At 44.0% G+C, this 23,487-nt stretch carries 23 protein-coding genes and 1 tRNA gene; 16 read left to right on the top strand and 8 right to left on the bottom strand.

Features of this window, described 5'->3' with window-relative positions:
- Positions 1–29: 29 nt before the first annotated feature.
- The gene (locus tag JX580_RS01640) at positions 30–650 is read left to right on the top strand and encodes an SCO family protein (protein ID WP_248851057.1); all 621 of its coding nucleotides are present in this window, start codon (positions 30–32) and stop codon (positions 648–650) included.
- Between the two features lie 15 nt (positions 651–665).
- Positions 666–1,157, top strand: coding sequence for a copper chaperone PCu(A)C (locus tag JX580_RS01635; protein ID WP_248851056.1), 492 nt, complete (start codon positions 666–668; stop codon positions 1,155–1,157).
- A gap of 20 nt (positions 1,158–1,177) precedes the next feature.
- Here JX580_RS01635 and JX580_RS01630 read toward each other — a convergent pair whose 3' ends face one another.
- Together JX580_RS01630 and JX580_RS01625 are read right to left on the bottom strand one after the other, a co-directional pair.
- The gene (locus JX580_RS01630) at positions 1,178–1,489 is read right to left on the bottom strand and encodes an NGG1p interacting factor NIF3 (RefSeq protein WP_248851055.1); all 312 of its coding nucleotides are present in this window, start codon (positions 1,487–1,489) and stop codon (positions 1,178–1,180) included.
- Positions 1,490–1,557: 68 nt separating this feature from the next.
- A complete protein-coding gene (locus tag JX580_RS01625) occupies positions 1,558–3,450 on the bottom strand; it encodes a SurA N-terminal domain-containing protein (RefSeq protein WP_248851054.1) in 1,893 nt (630 codons plus the stop codon).
- 153 nt (positions 3,451–3,603) lie between these two features.
- Here JX580_RS01625 and JX580_RS01620 point away from each other — a divergent pair, with 153 nt between their 5' ends.
- Positions 3,604–3,963, top strand: coding sequence for a response regulator (locus tag JX580_RS01620; RefSeq protein WP_248851053.1), 360 nt, complete (start codon positions 3,604–3,606; stop codon positions 3,961–3,963).
- A 96-nt stretch (positions 3,964–4,059) separates the two neighbouring features.
- Positions 4,060–4,383 (top strand): H-NS family nucleoid-associated regulatory protein, encoded by a 324-nt coding sequence (locus JX580_RS01615; RefSeq protein ID WP_248851052.1) that lies wholly within the window; start codon positions 4,060–4,062, stop codon positions 4,381–4,383.
- A 5-nt stretch (positions 4,384–4,388) separates the two neighbouring features.
- Here JX580_RS01615 and JX580_RS01610 read toward each other — a convergent pair whose 3' ends face one another.
- The 3 genes from JX580_RS01610 to lgt are packed head-to-tail and all read right to left on the bottom strand — an operon-like array spanning position 4,389 to position 6,531.
- Positions 4,389–4,895, bottom strand: coding sequence for a dihydrofolate reductase (locus JX580_RS01610; RefSeq protein WP_248851051.1), 507 nt, complete (start codon positions 4,893–4,895; stop codon positions 4,389–4,391).
- Entirely contained in the window at positions 4,892–5,725 is an 834-nt protein-coding gene (locus tag JX580_RS01605; protein ID WP_248851050.1) for a thymidylate synthase, read from the bottom strand. Before JX580_RS01605 ends, JX580_RS01610 begins: the two co-directional genes overlap by 4 nt.
- Positions 5,722–6,531, bottom strand: coding sequence for a prolipoprotein diacylglyceryl transferase (gene lgt / locus JX580_RS01600; RefSeq protein WP_248851049.1), 810 nt, complete (start codon positions 6,529–6,531; stop codon positions 5,722–5,724). The genes JX580_RS01605 and lgt overlap by 4 nt, the downstream gene beginning before the upstream one ends.
- A 147-nt stretch (positions 6,532–6,678) precedes the next feature.
- Here lgt and JX580_RS01595 point away from each other — a divergent pair, with 147 nt between their 5' ends.
- From JX580_RS01595 to JX580_RS01560, 8 genes are all read left to right on the top strand, one after another.
- A complete protein-coding gene (locus tag JX580_RS01595) occupies positions 6,679–7,905 on the top strand; it encodes a hypothetical protein (protein ID WP_248851048.1) in 1,227 nt (408 codons plus the stop codon).
- Entirely contained in the window at positions 7,874–8,182 is a 309-nt protein-coding gene (locus JX580_RS01590) for an amphi-Trp domain-containing protein (RefSeq protein ID WP_248851047.1), read from the top strand. Before JX580_RS01595 ends, JX580_RS01590 begins: the two co-directional genes overlap by 32 nt.
- Before the next feature lie 2 nt (positions 8,183–8,184).
- Positions 8,185–9,795 (top strand): aminoglycoside phosphotransferase family protein, encoded by a 1,611-nt coding sequence (locus tag JX580_RS01585; RefSeq protein WP_248851046.1) that lies wholly within the window; start codon positions 8,185–8,187, stop codon positions 9,793–9,795.
- Complete coding sequence (locus tag JX580_RS01580) at positions 9,788–10,681, top strand: GAK system ATP-grasp enzyme (RefSeq protein ID WP_248851045.1); 894 nt, start codon at positions 9,788–9,790, stop codon at positions 10,679–10,681. Before JX580_RS01585 ends, JX580_RS01580 begins: the two co-directional genes overlap by 8 nt.
- Positions 10,682–10,685: 4 nt before the next feature.
- Complete coding sequence (locus JX580_RS01575) at positions 10,686–11,804, top strand: HprK-related kinase B (protein WP_248851044.1); 1,119 nt, start codon at positions 10,686–10,688, stop codon at positions 11,802–11,804.
- Positions 11,805–11,862: 58 nt separating this feature from the next.
- Positions 11,863–11,939 (top strand) — tRNA-Arg (locus tag JX580_RS01570).
- A gap of 99 nt (positions 11,940–12,038) precedes the next feature.
- On the top strand, positions 12,039–12,836 hold the full coding sequence (locus JX580_RS01565) for a hypothetical protein (protein ID WP_248851043.1): 798 nt from the start codon (positions 12,039–12,041) through the stop codon (positions 12,834–12,836).
- A 13-nt stretch (positions 12,837–12,849) separates the two neighbouring features.
- Positions 12,850–14,097: a TRAM domain-containing protein gene (locus tag JX580_RS01560; protein ID WP_248851042.1), complete on the top strand. Its 1,248-nt coding sequence runs from the start codon at positions 12,850–12,852 to the stop codon at positions 14,095–14,097.
- A gap of 151 nt (positions 14,098–14,248) precedes the next feature.
- Here JX580_RS01560 and JX580_RS01555 read toward each other — a convergent pair whose 3' ends face one another.
- From JX580_RS01555 to folM, 3 genes are all read right to left on the bottom strand, one after another.
- On the bottom strand, positions 14,249–14,890 hold the full coding sequence (locus JX580_RS01555) for an OmpA family protein (protein WP_248851041.1): 642 nt from the start codon (positions 14,888–14,890) through the stop codon (positions 14,249–14,251).
- Between the two features lie 88 nt (positions 14,891–14,978).
- Positions 14,979–17,555: a methyl-accepting chemotaxis protein gene (locus JX580_RS01550; RefSeq protein WP_248851040.1), complete on the bottom strand. Its 2,577-nt coding sequence runs from the start codon at positions 17,553–17,555 to the stop codon at positions 14,979–14,981.
- Positions 17,556–17,706: 151 nt separating this feature from the next.
- Entirely contained in the window at positions 17,707–18,408 is a 702-nt protein-coding gene (folM, locus tag JX580_RS01545; protein WP_248851039.1) for a dihydromonapterin reductase, read from the bottom strand.
- A gap of 72 nt (positions 18,409–18,480) precedes the next feature.
- Between folM and JX580_RS01540 the strand changes: the two genes are divergently transcribed.
- The 4 genes from JX580_RS01540 (at position 18,481) to JX580_RS01525 (ending at position 23,468) form a co-directional block, all read left to right on the top strand.
- Positions 18,481–19,338 carry a TIGR01777 family oxidoreductase gene (locus tag JX580_RS01540; protein ID WP_248851038.1) on the top strand — a complete coding sequence of 286 codons (858 nt, stop codon included), beginning with the start codon at positions 18,481–18,483 and terminating at the stop codon, positions 19,336–19,338.
- A gap of 26 nt (positions 19,339–19,364) precedes the next feature.
- On the top strand, positions 19,365–20,198 hold the full coding sequence (gene mutM / locus JX580_RS01535) for a bifunctional DNA-formamidopyrimidine glycosylase/DNA-(apurinic or apyrimidinic site) lyase (protein WP_248851037.1): 834 nt from the start codon (positions 19,365–19,367) through the stop codon (positions 20,196–20,198).
- A gap of 76 nt (positions 20,199–20,274) precedes the next feature.
- On the top strand, positions 20,275–20,721 hold the full coding sequence (locus tag JX580_RS01530) for a hypothetical protein (RefSeq protein ID WP_248851036.1): 447 nt from the start codon (positions 20,275–20,277) through the stop codon (positions 20,719–20,721).
- Between the two features lie 8 nt (positions 20,722–20,729).
- Entirely contained in the window at positions 20,730–23,468 is a 2,739-nt protein-coding gene (locus tag JX580_RS01525) for a cation-translocating P-type ATPase (protein ID WP_248851035.1), read from the top strand.
- Positions 23,469–23,487 lie beyond the last annotated feature (19 nt).

The raw sequence follows: 23,487 nt of genomic DNA, 5'->3' as shown, positions 1-23,487 counted from the left end.
AACTGGATTGATAAATTTGGAGAACCACTATGCCACAACATAGATTAAACCGTGCTTTTTTAATGCTCACCCTCGCTTTTGGTATTTTTTTAGCCGGCAGCTATGCATTAATTTATATGCTGGAGCCTAAATCAGACAGCCACAAAAATGCCAATAGAATTAGCTTAGAGGCCCCACCTGGAGGCGACTTTACGTTACTCTCACCAAAAGGCGAAGTTTCACTTTCTGATTTTAAAGGCAAGTTAGTTTTAGCCTATTTTGGCTATACCTTCTGCCCAGATATTTGCCCAACTAACCTAGGAAACCTATCAGTCGCCTATCGGCAATTAACTCAACAACAGAAAGACAATCTCGAAATTCTATTTATTTCGGTAGATCCTGAGCGTGACACACCGCAACGTCTACAACAATATGCCGATTATTTTGATTCCAATATTATCGGCTTAACCAGCAGCCCGGAAGTGATTGCCGAAGTGGCTAGACGTTATGGTGCTGTTTACGAAAGAGTCGATGATGGTAGTGAGAACTACGCTGTAGATCACTCAGCCTTTACCTATGTGATCGATCAAAACGGGATATTACGAGAACAACTGCCCCATGCTCTAGGTTCAGAGCAATTTTTAGATGCTATTAACCGCTATCTTAACTAACAAAAGGATTCAATCATGAATAAGATAATCAGTTTAACCAGCCTTGCCTTAGTAGGCTTAATGAGTTTTGCAGTACAAGCCAACCAAGCGGCTCAACTGAAAGTAGAAAATCCATTTGTGCGTGAAATGCCACCTGTTGCTCCGGCCACTGGTGCGTTTATGACCTTAATCAACACCGGTGACCAAACAATTTCGGTGGTACGCGCCGACTCCGATGCGGCAAAAACTGTTGAACTCCACACGCACATTGACGATGGCGGTGTGATGCGGATGCGTGAAATCCCGGAGATTACCGTACCGGCGATGGGACAAACAGAGCTTAAACCAGGCGGACTTCATGTGATGTTAATTGGCCCAACTCGTGCGTTAAAAGAAGGGGACCTAGTTGACATTAAACTCATGATGCAAGATGGCTCAGAAAAAATGATTCAAGCACCTGTGCGTAAAATCATGGGCATGGGACATCGCCACGGCAGCGGCCAAGGCATGATACATCACCGCCATTAAATATTACGCCTATTGTTCGGTTAGAAAACTTCTAACCGAACCACCTCATAAGCCGGCTCTTCATAAGGATGCGCCAATTTTAAAGCTCGAATTACAGCATCAATCAAAGTTTCGTTGACCAGCGTTTCCACCCTATATTCTTCAACCACCTCAAGCAGGCCTGCTTGCCCTAAATAAGGACTAGCCCCTTCACAAGGCTTAAACTGACCCAAACCCAAGGTTTGCCAAGCACACTGCTCATAATTTCCGAGCCGTCCCGCACCGGCTGAAAACACCGCCTGCTTGGTCGAGTCTAATGCCTCGACGGGCACAAAATAGATAAGCTTAAACATCAACGCCCCACTTTAAAAACACAAGCGCCGCACAAGGGCGGCGCTTTATAAGCTAAACTGAATAATACTTAATTCAACCTGTTAAAGGCACTCTTGATATCAATCTTAGCCTGAGACCGGATTGCAGCCAAACGTGCATCTATTTCAGCCGTTAAATAAATACCGGTCAAAGCTTGCTCTAACTCATCCATTTGAGCCTCACGCTGGCCAGCCTCTTCAAAAACATCAACCTGACTGACACGTACTAAAATTGAATCTCCCATAGGCGACTGAGTACGTGCCCAGCTTGCTTGAGCCTCATCAGGTTTTTTAGCCTTAAATGCTGCCGCTACAATCTGAGGTAAAATCTTCTGGCTGTTACGCTCAACCCACCCAACCGGATGCCATTCAACGCCCGCTAACTCAATGCTTGCTGGATCAGCACCAGCTTCAATTTGAGCCATCACCTGATCGGCCAATTCCGAGGATTTAGCGATAGCCACTTCGCGCATTAAGCGAGTAGCAATCTGCGGCTCAACCGATTCATAGCTATCCAAAAACTCAGGATTATATTCGTTGATGCGCAATACCATAGAAGTTCCTGAATCCAACTCAATCACAGATGAATTTAAACGCGCACCAAAAACATCATCTGAAAACACGGCTTCAAGCACTCGACGCTGACTAAACCAACTTGAACCCCCTTCACGGCCAAACGCGGCTGATGTTTGAATCTCGCCGCCTACCAGACGGAGCAACGGCTCTAGGCTATCAGGCTGCTCATAAGCCAGTGTATTGATCGACTCCAGCAAACCATAATACTCTGCCTCTGCCTTTTCAATTCGCAACTGCTGAACAACATCGGCTTCAACCTGCTCAAATGGCTGAGTTTGTGGTTCACGAATAGCCGTAAGATAGATTAAGTGCCAACCAAAATCAGTCGCAATAATATCGCTGACCTGGTTAAGCTCCATACTAAACACCGCCTGGTCAAATTCAGGCACCATCATACCCTGCTCAAAGAAATCAAGATCACCACCATGAATCGCCGAACCCGGGTCTTGCGAATAATCACGGGCTAATTGCGCAAACTCAACGCCATCAGCAAGTTTAGCCTGAACCTCTTCAAGTATCTTTAGCGCTGAAGATTCATCACCACGGACTAGGATATGACTGGCACGGCGCAACTCCGGCTGCGTGAATAAGCCGATATTCAGTTGATAAAAGTCACGTTTTTCAGTTTCGCTGACCTCAATGTCTGATACCAAGTCTTGCATTGAAAAAGTAACATAATCGACTACAACCGTCTCAGGCACAACAAACAGATCTTGGTTCGCTTGATAGAACTCACGTTTTTGTTGCTCTGTGATTTCAATCTGATCATTAAAAATACGCTGATCCAATCGAACATAGTCAATATATCGGCGTTGATTTTGTAACTGATAAAGATGCTCAAGCTCACCCGGAGTAATGAACATTGAGCCTGCCGTCAAATTACGAAATTGCTCTTCAAGCAAAAACTGACGTTGCTCAATCTCAAAACCGGCAATGGTTAAGCCGTTTCGCATTAACAAGTCTTCATAAGCTCGTTTTGAAAAACGTCCGTCTTCTTGAAACACTTCAGCATTTTGAATAACCGCTGCCAATTGACCGTCCGAAATGACTAAACCATGACTGGCTGCCCACTGTTTAATCATTCTGCTCTCAATTAATGCATCGAGCACCTGCTTACGCAAAACCTCATCTTCAACAACCTGGTCATACATATCGCCAAACTGCTGCTGCAAGCGCATGCGCTGACGATTGTATAGCTGCAAAAATTCAGTTGCGGTGATTTTATCGCCATTCACTTCGGCAACAACAACGGTTCGATCTCCTGTTGCATACTGGTCAATTCCCCATAGTGCAAAAGGCACAATCAAGATAATCACGATCGCCCAAGCTAACCATCCCTGAACCTTTTCACGAATTGCTAATAACATCTAACACCCTTTATCAAAAAAATTAATCGGCTTATGATACCAAGCTGATAGGCTCAATGCATAAAAATTTGAATTTCTTCAAGCTTTAGCATTTAGTTGGCATAAAATAATCCCGAATAGTATCCAGTTTAAACCCAATCAAAGAGCCAAAATATGAAAAAAATACTCTATGTAGACGACGCCAACTCACTCAGACAACTTGTTGAAATGGTGCTAGGCAAAGATTATGCTTTGCAGACCGCTGAAGATGGCGCTGCTGGCTTAGCTAAAGCGCAGACAGAGGCCTTTGACTTGGTAATTTCAGATGTAAACATGCCTAATATGAATGGTTTTGAACTTCTGGCTGAATTACGAAAAATCGACAATTATAAATACACCCCTATTTTAATGCTCACCACTGAGGCCAGCGCTGAAATGAAAGAAAAAGGCAAAAGCCTTGGCGCAACCGGCTGGATAATCAAACCGTTTGATCCTGAAAAATTAACTCGCCTTATTGAGCGCGTATTAAATTAATAGTACTCCATATTAATCAGCCTGTTAAATTTGTACTAAACAAGCTTATTGCTTAATGGTAATATTGAATAGTCTAAATTTAAAAAGGAAATAGTCATGGGCAACATCGATATCAATGCATTAAACATCGAAGCGTTAATTGAATTAAAAAAACAGATTGAAATTAAGATTATTGAAAAACAAAAACAACAAAGAGAGCAATTAATTGCAGAGTTTACTGAAAAAGCAGAAAAGCTCGGCTTATCATTTGAAGAATTAATCGCCTCAAACCCGAAACGGAAAACATCCGCAAAAAAACTAGCGGCTAAATATCAGCACCCGGAAAACAACCAATTAACTTGGACTGGACGCGGACGCAGACCTTTATGGGTAGAAGAACTGCTAAACCAAGGCCAGGCCCTTGAGGATTTTAAAATTTAATGCGGTTATCTTTTGCGCTGATATTCGACAAAATCAAAGCTAAACGCATGCCGCTCATCAGCTGCATGCGCAATCCGAGACACCTCTAACCAGGCCTGCTGGTCAACCACCGGGAAAAAGGCATCGCCCTGCGGTTCAGCATCGACTTCGGTAATTAACAAGCGATCAACCTGATCAATCCATTGCGCATAAATTTGCGCACCGCCCATTATCACCACTTCAGGCGAATCGGCAACCGAATTAATCGCTTCTTCTACCGAATTAAAAACTTCAATCCCTTCCGCTTTAAATTCGGCGTTTCGACTAATTACTAAATTAGGGCGATTGGGCAATGGGCGCGCACCAATCGATTCAAAAGTTTTACGACCCATAATCACCGGTTTATTTAATGTCTGCGCTTTAAAATATTTTAAATCATCGGGTAAATGCCAAGGCATTTTATTATTTAAACCAATCATTCTATTTTTAGCCATTGCAACAATCATCATCAGTTTCGGCTTATTAACCATCATACCGACACCTGAGCTTTAATATGTGGATGGGATTGATAGTTTACTATTTCAAAATCATCAAATTGATAATCAAAAATAGAATCAGGTTTACGTTTAATCACCAATTGAGGTAAAGCAAAAGGTTCACGTGTCACTTGTAATTTGGCTTGCTCTAGCGTGTTATTATAAAGGTGCACATCACCCCCGGTCCAAACAAACTCACCCACTTCATAACCTGTCTGCTGGGCAATCATATGAACCAATAACGCATAACTGGCGATATTAAACGGCACCCCTAAAAACGTATCCGCACTACGCTGGTAAAGCTGGCAAGACAAACGCTGATTGGCCACATAAAACTGAAAAAAAGCATGACACGTTGCCAAGGCCATTTTACCCTGCTCCACATTTTGCTGCGGGCTCACTGACTCATCTGGCAAATCCGCCGGATTCCAAGCCGTTACAATCATCCGCCGACTATTAGGATTGGTTTTTAAGGTATCTATAACCTGTTGAATTTGATTAATCACTTCACCATTCGGTGCCTGCCAAGCCACCCATTGTTTACCATACAAAGGCCCCAAGTCGCCTGACTCCGTTGCCCACTCATCCCAAATGCGCACTTGGTTATCCTTGAGATATTGAATATTGGTATCGCCGGATAAAAACCACAACAACTCATGGATAATCGAGCGTATATGCAATTTCTTAGTGGTCACTAACGGAAATCCCTGTTGCAAATCAAAACGCATTTGATAACCAAACACCGACAAGGTACCGGTTCCTGTGCGATCACCTTTTTGCACACCATTTTGCATAATATGATTAAGCAGATCTAAATACTGTTTCATTTAACCTCCTTGGCCACCAGGACTGGTTGCTTATGGGACCAAAGAATCAAGCCTAAGCCAATCAACAACATCGGCAAAGACAACACCATCCCCATCGTCAACCACTCACCGAACAAATAACCTATATGCGCATCGGGCGCGCGGAAAAACTCTGCCATAATACGGAACAAACCGTACAAGGCCAAAAATAATCCGGCCACCGACCCTGCGGGGCGGGGTTTGGATGAGTACCACCAAAGAATAACAAACAAAACCAACCCTTCTAACAAGGCCTGCAACAACTGAGTAGGGTACTTTTGAACCATATCGCCTATCACTGGATCATAGACCCACATACCCCAAGGTGACTCAGTCACCTTACCCCATAGCTCGCCATTTATAAAGTTACCTATACGCCCAGCAAACAAGCCCAAAGTGACGAGAGGTGCAACAAAATCGGCTACACTGAACAAACTCAACCCCACTTTACGTGCAAAAAGAAACATCGCAAAAGTGACGCCTAATAAACCGCCATGAAAGGACATCCCTCCTTGCCAAACCATTAGCAACGACAAGGGATTAGCCACTAACCCAGCAAAGTCATAGAAAATAACATAACCAATGCGCCCGCCTAACACCACGCCCAATGCACAGTAAAATAGCAGATCACCAACCTTGTCCTTATCCCAAATCGCTGAAGACTTAGCACGGTACAGACCCAATAACCAGGCCGCACCAAAACCTATCACATACATCAATCCATACCAATGGATCGCCACAGGCCCAATGGCTAAGGCCACAGGATCAATCGCTGGATAGCTCCACATAAAAAATTCCCTTAAACTTTAACGCCACTATTCTAACCGAATGCCTTGTAAGGCTCACTAATTCTTCACCCACTGTGCTTAGTTTAATCCATCTGTCATATTTCAAAATTACACTCACATACAACAAAAAAACCTTGAGCGGTGATTATGAAAAGTTTAACAAGCCAAACAAACAGCTGGCAGCCAGCTATCCTGCCTCATTTGCCTTATCACAAGTGGCAAGCTCCAAAACAAGAAACGGCTTTCTTTTGTGATCTCCATGCTGACGCACAAGCCTTTCATCGCTCAATGCTTCAAGCAGGCCTGGTAGATAAAAACTGCGATCTGAGCCAACTGAAGCTAACCCCTAAAGGCCTAAACACTCGGATCATCATTGGTGGCGATTGCTTTGACAAGGGGCCAAGCACCCTTCAGTTGCTCAGGGTCATCAATCAACTTCTCAAAATAAAACCCGATACTCTGCTACTGGCAGGCAACCATGACATACGTTTTTTAGCTGGCCTCTTATCTTTAAACAAAGCAGATAACCCATTGGAAAGCCATTTTTTCTCTAGGATGGGGAAGAAAGCCATTACATTGCTGGCAGAAATTTATCATGAAAAAGGTAAGCATCACAACCCGGAACACCAAGCTCAGTTCGTCAATGAAACCTGGTGCAAAGATTTTAAAAAAGCAGCCAAAAAACAACTTGATAAAAAACTCATCAAAACAGAGGTCATGCAGCTTCAGCTAAAACAAGCCCAAATGCAAAAAGCTTGGTTAAAAAAATTCGACAATATCACACAACTCAACCATGCAGTGAGCTGGGCGGTGGATATGTTTATTAAACCAAGTGGTGAGTTCTATCACTTTTTCAGACAGCTCAAGCTAGTCCACCTAGAAGGCAGTTTTTTATTTAGTCACGCCGGTATCGATGACTCCTTAGCAAATCTTATTCACCAAGGACAGTTGGATCAAATCAACCTGACCTTTCAACAAAAGTTGAACCAAACCCAGTTATTTGAGCTTTATTATGGCCCACTCGGCAATACGTTTCGAACTAAATACCGAGCCTATGACTGGCCATTTACAGCCAAAGGCGCGCTTCAATTAAAGGCAAAAAATATTTTTGCCTTGGTCAATGGTCATCGCCACCATTTGAATGGACAACAACTCCTTGTAAAAAATGGACTACTTAATTTTGAGTGCGATACCCAACTCAATATTCACTGTCGTGCCAAAGAAGGCATGCAAACACTTGGCTGGGGCGTTACAATCTTTCACCAAGACGGTGGCGTGAGCGCATTTAGCAGTGACCACCCACACCCTAAAGTGTTTCAACCTTACAACTGGATTGATTATCATGGCCAAAACAATACATACCTTCGAGCATGAGTCTTTGCAAGACAAAGAAGCGATTATTAACTACTTAGCCGTTGTTTCAGATGGCTTTGCTAAAGGGCATATTCAACTCAGCAATGAAGATGAAGAAGTCACCCTAACCCCCCAAGGGTTAGCGCGCCTCAAAATTAAAGCTAAGCAGGCTAAGAACCATCAAGAGATCCGTATTACGATTGCCTGGACTGCCGAACAAAATGGCAACACAGATTCAGAACCCCGCTTAAAAATTAAGGCCGGCAAATCAAAAAACAAAAAAGGCGCTAAAAACTAGCCATGACCAGTTCGAATGAGCAACCTGATGCACTGGGATTTTTAATTTTAGAAATCCGAAAACAATTGCGTTTGATTGAACGTTTTTTACAAACAGGTGAGCTGCGCTATGCATCAAGTAGTTTAAAGCGTCGAGACTATATTGATAACTACCACATACAACTAGTTAATCGTCTGCAACAGGTTCCGGCAGAAAACTTTTACAGCCTTAACCACATGAGCTATAGTCTTCGTGCTTTTTCTCATAGCTTAGATGACTTGGTATTCCACAGTCGTCAGCTCAAACACTTTAACTGGATTCAACACAAACGCGTGTTTGAAAGCTTCAGCCTATTGCTTGATGGCCTAGATTCGATTGAGGCCGCATTAGCCGACCCCCAACTTCAAAGTGCCCTAAAACTCTGTCGCAGTAAAGTTCAACTCGATAAGAACACCGACAAACTGCGTGAAAAGCTAGCCAAACTAGCAAACCGCAACCAACACAATGAAGACCTACTGCAAGCCAGTTTCATTATTCACGATCTCAGCAAGCTGGGCGAAGCCTTGCTACATATTGGTGAAGCCATTATTTCAGAAAAAATTGGGCAGCCGATTGAAATTCAACGCTATCGCTCTCTAGAAGCCACCCTGACCCAGCTTGAACTCAATACCGACGACTTAAGCATCCATTCACTAGGTGAAACCAAATCAGGTTGCCTGATTTCAGGGGTTAAAAACCAAGATGACGATGAAGACAAAATTATTGCGGTTTTCAAACAAGGTGACCAAACCAAGCTAAAAGAAGAAAAACTAGGTATTCAGCGTTGGCAAAAAAAATACCCCGGCATTGCACCCAAACTCTATTCTTATCATCGCTCTGGCGACAAGGCGGCCCTGCTTTATGAATACCTAGAGGGTGACACCCTAGACAGCCTACTTATCAAACACCAATACACTAAAGTAAATCAAGCCCTAGATGCGCTCTTCAGCCTGTTACCAAAAATCTGGCAAGATACTCAAATTGACCAGCCAGTTGGTGCCAGCTTTATGCAACAACTAAAAAAGCGGCTTCCCGACATCTACCAGGTACACCCTGAGTTTGAAGTAAGTCAGAATAAAATTGGAGAACTAAAACAAGAGCGCCTAGAGACCTTAATAAAACAGGGCGCATTGCTAGAGTCAAAATTAACCGTTCCGATGGCGGTCTATATCCACGGTGACTTTAACCTCGACAACATTCTCTTTGACAGCCATGGTCAAACCATTAACTTTATTGATCTGCATCGCTCAGATTACCTAGATTATGTCCAAGATTTGTCGGTGTTAATGGTTTCACATTACCGATTAATGAACTTTGACCCAGAAGTCCGCAAGCAACTTGCCTTGAGCATGGATCGGATTTACGATTTCGGCGCAGACTATGCTCAAACCATTCAAGACACCCACTTTCATCTAAGATTAGGCTTAGGCTTGGCGCGATCTTTTTTAACATCGACACGCTTTGTTCTCGACCAAAGCCATGCTAAATCCATGCACTTTCGTGGGCGCTATCTACTCGAAAACCTAGTACAACTGACTCAGAGTCAACAAGATTTACTTACTTATCGTATTCCAAAGGAACTGTTTCGTGATTAATTTTAAAATAGGTGTAGTTGGGATTGAAGGCAAATGGTCTACCGAAGTCCTAGCGGATGCTATTGAAGAACGCACTGGGTTTCGCCTGGTGATTGATATTGAAAAAGTGGTCGCCAACCTAGCTGAAAAAAAAGTATTCTATAAAGGCTACAATCTGTGCGAACTCGATGCCATTATCATAAAAAAAGTATCACAAACCTACAGCCCTGCCATCTTAGATCGGTTAGAAATTCTACGCTTTGTAGAATCCTGCCGATGTCGTATCTTCTCGCCCCCAGAATCGATCATTCGGCTAGTTGACAGAATGGCCTGCACCGTCACCTTAGCTCAGGCGGGTATTCCTATGCCTCCGACAGTGATAACCGAAGATATCGAAGCCGCGCTTCAAGCGATAGATGAATTTGATGAAGCAGTACTCAAACCCTTATTTTCCACCAAAGCGACTGGGATGGAACTGATCAAAGCCAAACAACCGGCTAAAAAATTGCGTGCTCAATTACAGGCTTACCATCAACAGCATGGCTTTTATTACATTCAGAAAAAACTGATACTTCCAGGTCAAGACTTGGGTCTAATGTTTTTAGGTGGCGAGTACAAAGGCGCTTATGCTCGGGTGTCAAGCAACACCAGTTGGAACACGACTATCGCTAATGGCGGAAAATATGCTGCGGCATCACCTTCGGATGAAATCATCCAACTGGCTGACAAGGCTCAAGCCTTGTTTAAGCTGGATTTTACTACTGTAGATATTGCAGAAACCGATGAGGGGCCGGTTTGCTTCGAAGTCTCCGCGTTCGGTGGTTTTAAAGGCGCCAAGGAAGGCCTAGGTATTAATATTGCAGAAAAATATGTTGATTACGTGACGAATAAAATAGCGAGCCAATAAACCGATGCCGATGCTTTTGCCAATTCTAAAAAACCTCTGTACTTGTGTAACCACGGAACAACCAGGCCTGGTGATAAGGCTTGATCACTGGAAATTATTAGTTCAATCTAATAATCAGCCTCTAATAGACACACTTTTGAGCTATTTTGGTAATCTCGCCCAATATGAGATTCTGCCCAGTGCAGATTCCCCAAGGCTGGTCGCGATTCAAATAGATGACAATACAAAGCTTGAACCGCTTCACCAGCTTGCCTTTAAAGACTGGCCGCGAGAACCCGGAAAAACCGGCCGTAAAGAAGCCGTGCATGACTTTAGCGACGAATTAAACCAGCCACAACGCCTCGTACATAAAATAAAGACCGGGCTCATTTTATGGCAAAATGCGCAACAGCCCGCTGTTTTCGGAGACCTTAACCGTCATCCAAATCAAGTCATCAACTTTATCCTAAGCCAAAACCTTAATCACTGGCAAAATGCAGGCTGGCTGCTAGGCCATTGTGCGGCGCTGCAACTTAAGGATCAGCGCGGCATTGCGATTGCCGGCGTATCCGGTGGTGGCAAATCAACACTAATGCTTAGGTTATTGGAACAGGCGCAAGGCTTTATAAGTAATGATCGCGTTTTATTTAAAGCTCAAAAAAATAGCGTGATGCTACGTGGCATACCCAAACAGCCACGCATTAACCCGGGCACTATTATTCACAACCCCAAACTCCATAGTTTAATTAGTGACCATCAGCCATACCTTGCCATGCCTGATGCAAGCCTTAGAACACTTGAAGAAAAATACGACGTGCCTGTTCAACAACTCTATGATGGCGTTGATTATTTGCCACAGACTAAACTTCATCAAATTTACCTGCTCAACTGGGGATTGAATGAAAATGCCGCGACCCAGATTACAAAAGTCGACCTTGCCCAACGCGAAGAATTGGTTAAAGCGATTATGAAATCTCCAGGCGTATTTTATCAACACCAAGACCAAAGCTTCCAACAAAAAGGGCAAGACCCCATAATCAAAGACTATCAAAACCTACTAAAACACACCGAGGTATTTGAAGTTACCGGTCAACTTAATTTTGAAGCCGCTACACAACTTATTCTGAATAACCTATCAAAATAGCTTAAAAGACTTCACTCTACCTTGGCAAAGGCTTATAATGCCATGTCTTGATTTGTTAGCGCCCGTAGCTCAGCTGGATAGAGCGCTGCCCTCCGGAGGCAGAGGCCAGGGGTTCAAATCCCTTCGGGCGCGCCATTAGAGTCATTTTCATTCTTATTTTAAATCATTAAAAAGTACCAACATCTTAATAAAAAAATTGCTAGGATAGTCACTTGATAAACGGGAGGATTAACCTTGAACAATGAACTTACGTTTCGTCTTCACGAAACTAGGCGGTTTTTAAAAGCCATCACCTTAAGCTCAGAAGGTCGAAAGTTTTTAATTTCGCACCTGTTCAATACGTTTTTACTCACCTTTGTTGTTATTGCCAGCATTTTTATCGTGCTGCTGACCCTCCATGAAGGTGTCCAGCTAAGAAGACGTTCGTTAGCCATAAGTTTTAGCATCCTTTTTATCATGCTAGTTATTATACCCATGATCACCATGCCCTTTTTTTCGTTTAAAGATGTGACCAATAAAGTCAGCCGAGCGCTGTTCAAAAGAGAGTTTTTCACCAACTTAAGCGCCCATGTTTTTTACCATCAGTCGCGCAAAGGCGAAATCACCCTTCACTTGGCTAAGGCCCATTCTATCTTAGAAGAAAAATATCGCTTGTTAACGAACCACCAGGTTAAAACTGGCAGAAAGAACATTAGTCGAGACCTCGCGCTTTCCATTTCACGTTCAATACGTGACGCAGTTCGCCTATCTAAAGACTTCGTTAGAATTGGTCGTCTAAATTCTGACCAACAAATAGTGGGTGCCACCTATGGCTATTTGTTTGGTGCGGCCAAAAGTAAACTCAAACTCAATCGCATCGAACCAGGCTGGTTTAAACGCTATGTGGGTAATATTTTTTACCGATTTGGCGCGCTGCATGCGGTTTTTATGTATTTTGTTATTAACGAAAAACTGCCACCGTCCTTCGACCCAGTTTATTTTCATGCGCGAGTCGGTGATGTGATTGGCAGCACATCCACTGAGGCCTCTTAAGCATACGGCTCCAATGAAATTACCACAACGTCGCCCAGCAACGAAAAAACTATCCAGGATTCAACTTAAAGGGCAGATTAAAGATATATCAGTCACTGGGCTCACCCACCATGGCCAAGGTGTTGCGAAAATAAACGGTAAAACTCTATTTATCGAAAACGCCCTGCCCGGCGAACAGGTCGATATTAAAATTATCGAAGATCAGCCACAGTATTCTTTAGCCAAGGTAACACACTGGCATCATTATGCAGAAGACCGGACTCAACCTTTTTGCCAGTATTATGGCGAATGTGGTGGCTGTGACCTTCAACACCTTGCCTATCCAAGCCAACTCCACTGGAAGCAACAGAACTTTATTAACCAGTTGGAATCTCAACTCGATACCCGAAAACTTGAAGTTTTACCGATGCTGGCTGACGAGGATCGCCATTATCGTCGCCGTGCAAGATTATTTTTAACCAAAGACAGCAAAACAAAACAGCCCTTGCTCGGCTTCAGAAAGGCGCGAAGCAATCAAGTGATCGATATTGAGCAATGCCCAATACTCACTCCTGAACTGAACCAAGCCTTCAGCAAAGCACGATTTAATCTTCTCCCTCTTGCTACAAGACAAACCAAAGAACTTCAATTGGCAAAAGCAGAAAATGGTGTTTGGCTGACTATGGAGGGATATTACGAGCAACCAGCTAGCCAGCAGCCTTATTACACTGTTAATAACCTCAGACTTCATTTTGATCCAAACGGATTTATTCAGGTGAATGAGGCGGTCAATAATCTGCTAGTCGAACAGGCACTTAGTTGGCTCAAACTATCAAAAAAAGACTGTTTGCTAGACCTTTTTTGCGGTAACGGCAATTTTAGTATCGCTGCCTCTAAACAAGCAGGCCTGGTTGTGGGCGTAGAAGGCGCAGCCTCTGCACTTAAACACGCGCAAAACAATGCACAGTACAATAATTGCCCCAACCTCGAATTCTTCCAAGCCGACTTATTTCAAGACTGCCAGCACCAGGCCTGGTGGAACAAAAAATACAATAGCATTATCCTCGATCCAGGCCGAATGGGAGCCAAACTAGTTTGTGAACACTTGAGCATGCTTGCTGCAGATCAAATACTCTATATTTCATGCCAAAGCGACACCTTAATAAGAGACTTAAAACTACTGGAACAACAAAACTATCGATTAGTAAAATGTCAACTTTTTGATATGTTCCCGCACACCCAGCATTTTGAAACCATGGTACTTCTACACAAGAAAACCTAGCGCGCGAACACTTCTTGAGGGTTGAAATAATCAAAGCTAAAAGCCTGTCAGGCTAACAGCTAATTCGCTCCTAGTTTTGGATAAAATTTAGGCAATAAAAAAGGCGCACTATTGAGTGCGCCTTTTACTAACTTTAGTTTAAAGCTAAAGATTACTGCTTAATTTCAACTTCAGCACGGCGGTTTTGCGCACGACCCTGTTCAGTATCATTACTTGCTACTGGCTTATCATAAGCATAGCCCGCAGTTTGAATTTGCTTGGCAGGTACACCACGGAAAACAAGATGCGCTTGCACTGCATTCGCACGGTTTTTAGCTAAGGCTTCATTGTATGCACGAGGCCCCATTGTACAAGTATGACCACTAATCACAACCGTTGCGTTCGGATTTGCTTTAGCAAATTCAGCAATCGCATTTAGGTTACCAGTAACCCCAGTAGCCTGATCAAAGTTAGCATTATCAAACTTATAATTAACCACAGACTTCTCTGGAATAACTACGGCAGGTTCAGCAACAACTGGCGCAGGCTTAGGTGCGACCACAGGAGCCACAACCGGCTTAGGCTTTTCAACTACCTTCTCAGGCTCAACAATCCCTTCACAACGAGGAATTGCCGTCTCAATAGACCAGTTAATACTTCTAACACAGCCACCAAAACCATCACGCACTACATTACCTTGCGTATCCCATACGTAACCAGGATTATTCTCATGCGGAATCGCACTAGAACTTGCATGAGCCGCACTTAAACCCAATAAACCTAGCGTTGTAACAGCAACAATTGTCAATTTCATCTTAAACTCCTTAATTCTGAAATAGATAAGCTTATAAAATCAATGTGATTAATTATAAGCTATTTCTATAAATTTCAATGGCTTTTTTTTAGAACTCTTGCCACTCATCATTATTTAGTTTAGCAGAAGTCGATGTAGATTTGACCTCTTTGCGTGGAGATAAGGGTTTCAATTGTTTCACCTCAGGCTTTTTCAGCTTTACAGCGGGCTGCGCTTCAATTCTTGACGTGGCACTGGTTTTGAAAAAACCCATATTACGACTCAACTCATTAGCCTGTTCACTCATTGACTCAGAAGTGGCCGATGTCTGCTCAACCAAAGCCGCATTCTGCTGGGTTGCACCATCAATGTCAGAAATTGCCGAATGAACCTGTGAAACCCCTTCAGCCTGCTCAGCTGAAGCTTGTGCAATCTGATTAATCATTGAAGTAACTTCTTCAACAGCATGCGTAATAGCTACCAGACGTTCACCTGATGCACTGGCTAACTTAGTACCCTCATCAATTCTGTCAACACTTTCATTGATCAATTTTTTAATGTCTTTCGCGGCTTCTGCCGATTTCTGAGCCAACGCTCTTACCTCACCAGCAACAACTGCAAAACCTCGACCATGCTCCCCAGCTCTTGCAGCTTCAACTGCTGCATTCAATGCGAGTAAGTTTGTTTGGAAAGCAATACCATCAATTAACGTCACAATTTCTGAGATCTTATGACTAGATTCTTGAATCGCGCCCATCGCTGCAATCGTCTGCTTCATTACTGACTCACCCTGCTGGGCTTCAGCTTGCACGCTGCTAGCGACCTTGGCTGCATTTTGGGCATTATCTGTATTGTTTTGGACTGCGGAATTCATTTGATCCATCGTCGCTGAGGTTTGCTCCAATGCTGCAGCCTGCTGTTGAACACGCTCGCTTAAGTCTAATGAACCCTGTGAAACTTCTTTTGCTGCATTGTTAACAATATCGGCAGCCTGTACAGCTTGAGACACGATTTGAGCCAACTTGGTTAACGAACTATTGACTGCATTTTTCAGACGCTGTAAATCTCCGTCATAATCACCATTAATAAGCTGTGTTAAATCACCCTCACTTTGCGCAACAACAATAGAAGTAATTTCTTTAATTGCCTCGTCAAGCTGTTCCATTGATTCATTGATACTGTCTTTTAACAGCTTCATTTCACCATTTGCTTCTGCTTCTACACGATGATTAAACTCACCTTGTGCCATGCCGCGCATTACATCATTAATTTCAGCAATGATCGCGTTCATTTCATCCATTGTGGCTTGCGCATTTTCCATCATTTTAAGGTATTCACCCTTCGCTTCGCACTCAAGTTTAAGCTTAAACTCTCCACGTTTCATCGCCTCCATGGTTCTACCAAACTGAGTCATGACCTTTGCGATATTGTCTGCACTCGCATTAACACCTTGCTGCAACTTTTGCAAATCGCCAACGTAATGACCCGTAATTCGTTGATTGAAATCACCTTCAGCAATGGCAGAAACGGTTTGATTAGCGCCACTTAAAGCACCACTGACATTTTCAAGTAGTTGATTTATCGCCACAGAGGTTTTACCCACTTCGTCACTAGAGGTAATCGAGGCACGCAAACTAAAATCACCGGTATTGATAATTTGTTCGCTTAAGGTCTGTACCCGTTGCAATGGCTTGATAACCATCCGCCCGATAGCTAGCACTAACGCTAAGGTCAATAAGAAAATACCTATCAAAACGCTGATTAAAGACAACCAAGCATTATTCATCGCGGTTTCAATAGGTGCCAAATAGCGTTGCTCATCCATAATAAACAGATGACGGCCTAATAATATATTTTCTTCGTCATAAGCTGGAATATCGATAAAAACCTTACCATCACGAACATAAACCGCAAGCTGCTCAGCTTCTATTTCTTTATAGCTACGCGCTAATAGACTTACCGAATCTTCATTAAACCAACGATTGTTTGCCAGCACATAATTATTACCAATCGGAGTATTCTGATCCACAACCCCCATCCCAGGGTACTTCTCATCAAGGTAGCGTTTATCGGTCAGCATTACCCAATCAATATCTAAATTCTGCTTAAAATCGTGAACCACTGATGCCAACCCCTGCAACAATGAGATCATGCCTAAAAATTCACCATCGTCAATAACCGGTGAAATGGCCATCACACCCACCCCTCTCGCACCCACGCCTAAAGCAGCAAAAGCATGCTTTTCATTCATTGCGCGCTGTATCAATGGGCTATTCGCAGCGCTTTGTCCATAGTTATCAAGATCCCATGAGCGCACTAACATACGCCCATCTGCTGTTAATAAAATCGTTGCAATATTATTGAAATTTGATTTTGAGCGGAAACCGTCTCGAATGCCGGCAAACAAATCCAACACTTCATCACGATCCTCAACGACTAACGCTTCCATCACATTACGCTGCAAGGTCATGGCTGTAGCGCCCATAATGCCGCTTTGCACTTTGAGATCAATGGCTGCGTTAATATGAACTTGCATTTCCTCTAACATCGCCTGCTCAACATTCGATTTAACCGGTTTAACTGAGCTCAGATACATCATTAGACCAACAACTAATGCAACAACAACACCGACTGACACAGCAATAGCAATGACTTTAGTGTTCAAGGACTGAACATTTTTAAACATGACGAAACTCCAAAATAAATTTTCTGAATATTCTTAGTATATCAACTTCTTAAAGCAAAACCCTATCAATAGAACTAATTACCACATAGAAAGTAATACAAGATCAATGACGCATAAAAACCATATCACTTACGTATAGACAATATACGCTTTAGTTTATAACACTTCGGCCGCCATCAAGGTTTATAACCTGTCCAGTCAAATAATTATTAGTCATAATATATTTTACCGTTTGCCAAATTACGTCTGGTCCCGGCTCAATTTGCATTAAATTCTCGCTTAGTCGCTGCTGGCGATAATTAAGATCATCACCTTCGTTAAACATAATTAGGGCAGGCGCTATATCGTTAACTTTGATTTTAGGGGCATAGGCCAAGGCAAACGACCTAGCCATGCTTTGTAACGCGGCCTTAGACGCAAGGTAAGCCACCTGATGCGCACTGCCCCGCGCAACTTTCGCATCACTTATAGAAATAATATCTGCTGACTCAGAGGCATAGAGCAATTCAACCAAGCCTTTGTTGAGTTGATAGGGCAAGTTTACATGGAGTTGCATCTGCTGCTCAAAACTCTGCGCAGCAGCATCATCCAACCAAACCGATGCATTATGAATAATGGCACGTAAACTGTTTACTTGGCTTTTTACCTGCCGAATAAAGTCATCTACGGCACCAGGCTGATTAAAATCTGCCTGAATGCCAAGCGCGCCTGATTTTTTGAGCGTTTGCACACCGGGACGCTCTGTGCGATAACTAAAAATAACAGGATAGTCAGTGTGATTTAAAAAATGCTCAGCGAGATAATAGCCTATACGCTGGCCTGCACCCGTAATCAAAACTGCGTTATTTAACATCCCCCCCCCAATTCTTGTATAATATTTGTAAGCATATCTGAGCGATAATGTAACATAAACAAGGAAAACCAAATGAATATTCTACTCTTAGGCGGCACCGGATTTGTAGGAAAACACCTCGCCACAGCGCTGCGCCAAGATGGGCACCAGGTTACCCAAACAGGCCGAACGGCATTTAAATCGCTTGAGCACTTAACCTCGCTACTTCAAGGTCAGGATGTGGTTGTTCAAATGAGCGGTGCCAATATTGGCCAACGCTGGAATGAATCCTATAAAAAACAACTTTATACCAGCCGTATTGATACCACTCAACTTTTAGCCCAAGCCCTAAAGCAACTTGCAACACCCCCAAAACAAATGATTGCGGTTTCAGCCATTGGTATTTATCCACAAAAACCCTGCGGTGAACCGCTTAATGAAGATTGCCGAGACACTGACCCAGGGTTTTTAGGCCAACTGGGGCAAGCTTGGGAAAATGCCAGCCAACAATTATCGCCCACCCCCTTAATTCTTCGTTTTGGCGTCGTATTGGGTAAAGATGGCGGCGCATTACAAAAAATGCTACCCGCCTTCAAGCTTGGCCTTGGTGGGCCAGTGGCAAGTGGCGAGCAATGTTTTAGCTGGGTGCACATAGATGACTTGATTGCTGCGTTTAAATGGGCGTTAACCCACCCCGAACAAACCGGCGCACTCAATGTAACGGCACCTCAACCCCTCAAACAAAAAGACTTTGCACGCGCACTTGCAAAGACCTTAAATCGCCCCTATGGTTTACCTATGCCGGAGCTGATGTTAAAGCTGATATTTGGTGAAGGTGCACAAGTGCTAACCCACAGCAGTTGCGTTTTACCCAAACGCCTGCAAGATCAAAATTTTGTGTTTCAATACCCTGATGCCGAATCCGCTTTAAAACAGATTCTAGCTAACTAACACTATTCAAAAAAACAGGTAAACATATGCCCGAACTGCCAGAAGTTGAAACCACAAAGCGTGGCATTGAACCCGCCCTTTGCGGGCAACGTATTAAAGCCTGCATAGTTCGTAACTCGAAACTACGCTGGCCAGTGGCGGCTCAACTCAGCCAACTGCAACCAGGCCTGCTGATTGAATCGGTAACACGGCGCGCCAAATACCTTTTAATCAAGACCCCACTGGGCCATATCATTATCCACCTCGGCATGTCTGGACACCTCAGGCTTTTACCCATTGGCACCCCGGCAGAAAAACACGACCATATTGACCTAGAACTCAGCAACAATCTGTGTCTTCGTTATCAAGACCCTAGACGATTTGGGGCTTGGCTCTGGACAGAAGACGACCCGCTGCAACATCCTCTGCTTGCTAAACTTGCGCCCGAACCTCTATCTGACGCATTCAATGGTGATTATCTTTATCAAGCTATTGCACATCGGAACACAGCGATTAAAGCCTTGATTATGAACAACCACTATGTCGTTGGCGTGGGAAACATCTATGCTAATGAATCGCTTTTTCTTGCAGGGATTCACCCCCTTCGCTCAGGAAAAAGCTTGTCGTTAGAAGCATCGCATCAGCTCACAAACATCATTAAAAAAGTGCTAAATGCCGCGATTGAGCAAGGGGGAACCACATTAAAAGACTTTATGTCACCTACTGGCAAACCGGGTTACTTTGCACAAAAACTGTTTGTTTATGACCGAGCTAACCAACCCTGTTTAGTCTGCCAAACACCGATTGAACGCGCGGTACATTTTCAGCGTGCCAGCTACTTTTGCCCCCAGTGCCAAGCCTTACCTGATCAATCAGTTTAAATTCTTTACACTTAACCCTTGCGGGCACTTAGATTGTGGCTTATGCTTTATTCATTGATATTTATAGGGGTTTGCGATGCGCGCGCTCAGCTTAATAACACTCTTGTTTTTAACGCAACTAATCAGTGGCTGTGATCGTCAGCTTGAAGGCGAACTTTGGCCAATGGTTGAAAATTGTGATCTACACCAACAAACCTGCCAATCACAACAAGCGGACGCAACGGCAAGCTTAACCATCTCACCCCAGCCTATTCCAATTGCTAAACCGCTTCAAATTGAAGTTTCGCTCACCAATATCAGCACTGAAAAGCTTGAGCTGGATATTTCAGGCATTAATATGTATATGGGTTATAACCGAGTCACGTTAAAACCTGATAGCGAAAACCCCGAACGTTTTACCGGTCAAACCATGCTCGCCTTTTGCACTAATGAAGTCATGTACTGGCAGATCACGCTACTGGCTCATCAGGCAGATGGTCAGGTCACCCAAATTCCTTTTAAACTTGAAACGCGCAACCGTTGAGGCAACCCATGACTAATCCAGACTCAAAACAACCTGTATTTACTCAAGATATTCGTGCAGTCGCTCAACAGCTCAGTAGTGATCCAGAGCATGGATTAACCCAAGCCGAGGCGGAACGAAGGCTCGCTGAAATCGGCCCAAATCAGTTAAGCCAAGCTAAAAATGTATCCCCCATTCTACTGTTCTTAAAACAGCTCAAAAACCCCTTGTTAATTGTTTTATTTTTTGGCTCTGTTCTCTCTTTTTATATTGAACACTATATTGACGCTATAGCGATTATGGCGATTATTCTAATCAATGCTACCATCAGCTTTGTTCAGGAATTTAAAGCCCAGCGATCGATGGACGCACTGCGTGATATGGCCGCCCCAAAATGCTGGGTCAAACGTGAAGGCGAGTGGCACAATATTGCCGCCGCTGAACTGGTGCCGGGTGATTTAATAAAACTTGAAACCGGAACTATTACGCCAGCAGATGCGCGTCTAGTGGAAAGCGTTCAACTACAAATTGATGAATCGGCATTAACCGGTGAATCCGATCCGGTGCGCAAGAAAATTGACCCTTTGAATGATGAAAACTTAATTCTCGCAGATCAAATCAATATGGCTTTTATGAGTACCGCAGTCACTCACGGTTACGGTACAGCCATCGTTACAGGCACCGGCATGAAAACCGAAGTTGGCCACATTGCAGAACTGATGGCCAGCACCGAACAACGCCTGACACCTTTGCAATTACGCATCAAAAATATGTCACATATTTTGATTTGGGCCGCACTGATTATTGTGTCCTTCATCCTCGCGCTCGGTTTTTTCCAAGGCATGACCTTTATCGACATGAGCAGCACCGGTATTTCACTCGCCGTCGCGGCTATTCCGGAAGGCCTTCCGACCGTAGTCACCATCGTACTGACGCTTGGCGCCTATCAAATGATGCGTTCTAACGCCCTAGCCAAACACCTAACCTCAGTTGAAACCCTGGGCTCCACCTCGGTTATCTGCTCTGATAAAACCGGCACGCTTACCCAAAATAAAATGCAGGTTAAACAAATATGGGTGGGCGGAAAGCAATTTTACCTTGACGGATTAGGCTATGAACCTAAAGGCCAGTTCTTTGATCATAACCAGCAGGTTATCGATCCAAATCGCGATCAACAGCTCACCAACATGTTAAGCATGTCAGCGCTCTGTAGTGACACGCGCCTAGTTGAAAAGGACGGCCATTACACTATTCATGGCCTCCCTACCGAAGGAGCAATAGTCGTTGCCGCAGCCAAGGCGGGCATTACCAAAGAAAAATTACTTGCTGACCAAGATATTGCGCATAGTTTCCCTTTCGACTCATCCCGAAAAATGATGAGCGTGATCGTTTATGATCAAAACAACCAGGCCTGGTTATATGTCAAAGGCGCACCGGATGTTGTGATGAGCCGCTGTGACTACATCATGTTTGACGACGAAAAACATGCTTTCAGCAAACACGAAACTCAAGCACAGCAAGCCGTAGCTGATTTTGCACACCAAGCCCTTCGCACCCTAGCTGTTGCCTGTCGGCCATTAACGGAAGCAGACCTGGAAAATCCGGATATTGCACTAGAAACCGAACTGACATTAATGGGCATCTATGGCATTATTGACCCCCCTCGCCCCGAAGCCACCATCGCAGTTAAAGAATGCCATAGTGCAGGCATTGGCGTAGTGATGATCACCGGTGATCATGCCGAAACGGCGCGAGCCATCGCCTATCAAATGGGTATCGTCAAGCAGGCTGACGCACCGGTTATTACCGGTGCACAATTAAACGCAATGGATGACAGCCAACTGTTTGACCAGGTAAAGGATGTAAGAATCTTTGCCCGAGTGACCCCTGAACACAAATTACGTATCGTTCGTGCGCTCCAAGCACATGGTGAAGTCGTTGCGATGACCGGCGATGGTGTAAACGATGCCCCGGCACTGAGAACCGCAGACATTGGCGTTGCAATGGGCTTAAGCGGCACCGGGGTTGCCAAAGAATCCGCAGACCTCATTCTATTAGACGACAACTTTGCGACCATTGTGACCGCAGTCCGCGAAGGCCGACGCATTTACGACAATATTCGTAAATTTATTCGCCAAGCCTTAACGGCCAACGTCAGTGAAGTATCTGCACTACTGTTTGCATTTATGCTCATCTCGTCAACTTTTGATGACGCAGGTAATCTGGTGGTACTACTCACCCTTGCGCCATTGATGATTCTTTGGGTTAACCTGGTTAGCGATGGTATTCCGGCATTGGCCTTGGGGATTGATGGCGCAGAAAGCGATGTCATGAAACGTAAACCTCGGCCTTCGAATGAAAGCTTTTTTGCCAACCATTTGAGCCACCGTATTGTGATTCGCGGGCTAGTACTTGGTGCGCTCACCTATGGCGTTTTTAAATATGCGATTGATCAAGGCTTCAGCCTAGAGTATGCACAAACCCTAGCGTTTATGACCTTAATTTTTGGTCAGCTATTCCATATTTTTGACGCCAGAACCTTCACCACCCTGTATGACCGCAACCCTTTTAGTAATGTTGCACTGCTATGGGCGGTTGCCGGATCGGGAGCCTTATCGATTGCAATGGTCTATTGGCCTTATGGACAATTAGTACTGGGCACCACCTCGGTAGGCATTGAACATCTGCTGATGGTGATCGCGCTTTCTGCGCTGCCGACACTGATTCTGTCAGGGATCAAAAAAGCCGGCCAGGTGCGCTGGCTGTAATCATTAATTTCTCAGCGAT

The organism is Thiomicrospira microaerophila (assembly GCF_023278225.1).
Classification (GTDB): Bacteria; Pseudomonadota; Gammaproteobacteria; order Thiomicrospirales; family Thiomicrospiraceae; genus Thiomicrospira; species Thiomicrospira microaerophila_A.
Note: the sequence above shows the minus strand (reverse complement) of the source record. Positions and strands in the feature narration are given on the sequence as shown.

Bases quoted from the DNA above. Each gene is read 5' to 3' on its own strand.
- JX580_RS01640 (WP_248851057.1), top strand. From the start codon at position 30: ATGCCACAACATAGATTAAACCGTGCTTTTTTAATGCTCACCCTCGCT.
- JX580_RS01635 (WP_248851056.1), top strand. From the start codon at position 666: ATGAATAAGATAATCAGTTTAACCAGCCTTGCCTTAGTAGGCTTAATG.
- JX580_RS01630 (WP_248851055.1), bottom strand. From the start codon at position 1,489: ATGTTTAAGCTTATCTATTTTGTGCCCGTCGAGGCATTAGACTCGACC.
- JX580_RS01625 (WP_248851054.1), bottom strand. From the start codon at position 3,450: ATGTTATTAGCAATTCGTGAAAAGGTTCAGGGATGGTTAGCTTGGGCG.
- JX580_RS01620 (WP_248851053.1), top strand. From the start codon at position 3,604: ATGAAAAAAATACTCTATGTAGACGACGCCAACTCACTCAGACAACTT.
- JX580_RS01615 (WP_248851052.1), top strand. From the start codon at position 4,060: ATGGGCAACATCGATATCAATGCATTAAACATCGAAGCGTTAATTGAA.
- JX580_RS01610 (WP_248851051.1), bottom strand. From the start codon at position 4,895: ATGATGGTTAATAAGCCGAAACTGATGATGATTGTTGCAATGGCTAAA.
- JX580_RS01605 (WP_248851050.1), bottom strand. From the start codon at position 5,725: ATGAAACAGTATTTAGATCTGCTTAATCATATTATGCAAAATGGTGTG.
- lgt (WP_248851049.1), bottom strand. From the start codon at position 6,531: ATGTGGAGCTATCCAGCGATTGATCCTGTGGCCTTAGCCATTGGGCCT.
- JX580_RS01595 (WP_248851048.1), top strand. From the start codon at position 6,679: ATGAAAAGTTTAACAAGCCAAACAAACAGCTGGCAGCCAGCTATCCTG.
- JX580_RS01590 (WP_248851047.1), top strand. From the start codon at position 7,874: ATGGCCAAAACAATACATACCTTCGAGCATGAGTCTTTGCAAGACAAA.
- JX580_RS01585 (WP_248851046.1), top strand. From the start codon at position 8,185: ATGACCAGTTCGAATGAGCAACCTGATGCACTGGGATTTTTAATTTTA.
- JX580_RS01575 (WP_248851044.1), top strand. From the start codon at position 10,686: ATGCCGATGCTTTTGCCAATTCTAAAAAACCTCTGTACTTGTGTAACC.
- JX580_RS01560 (WP_248851042.1), top strand. From the start codon at position 12,850: ATGAAATTACCACAACGTCGCCCAGCAACGAAAAAACTATCCAGGATT.
- JX580_RS01555 (WP_248851041.1), bottom strand. From the start codon at position 14,890: ATGAAATTGACAATTGTTGCTGTTACAACGCTAGGTTTATTGGGTTTA.
- JX580_RS01550 (WP_248851040.1), bottom strand. From the start codon at position 17,555: ATGTTTAAAAATGTTCAGTCCTTGAACACTAAAGTCATTGCTATTGCT.
- folM (WP_248851039.1), bottom strand. From the start codon at position 18,408: ATGTTAAATAACGCAGTTTTGATTACGGGTGCAGGCCAGCGTATAGGC.
- JX580_RS01540 (WP_248851038.1), top strand. From the start codon at position 18,481: ATGAATATTCTACTCTTAGGCGGCACCGGATTTGTAGGAAAACACCTC.
- mutM (WP_248851037.1), top strand. From the start codon at position 19,365: ATGCCCGAACTGCCAGAAGTTGAAACCACAAAGCGTGGCATTGAACCC.
- JX580_RS01530 (WP_248851036.1), top strand. From the start codon at position 20,275: ATGCGCGCGCTCAGCTTAATAACACTCTTGTTTTTAACGCAACTAATC.
- JX580_RS01525 (WP_248851035.1), top strand. From the start codon at position 20,730: ATGACTAATCCAGACTCAAAACAACCTGTATTTACTCAAGATATTCGT.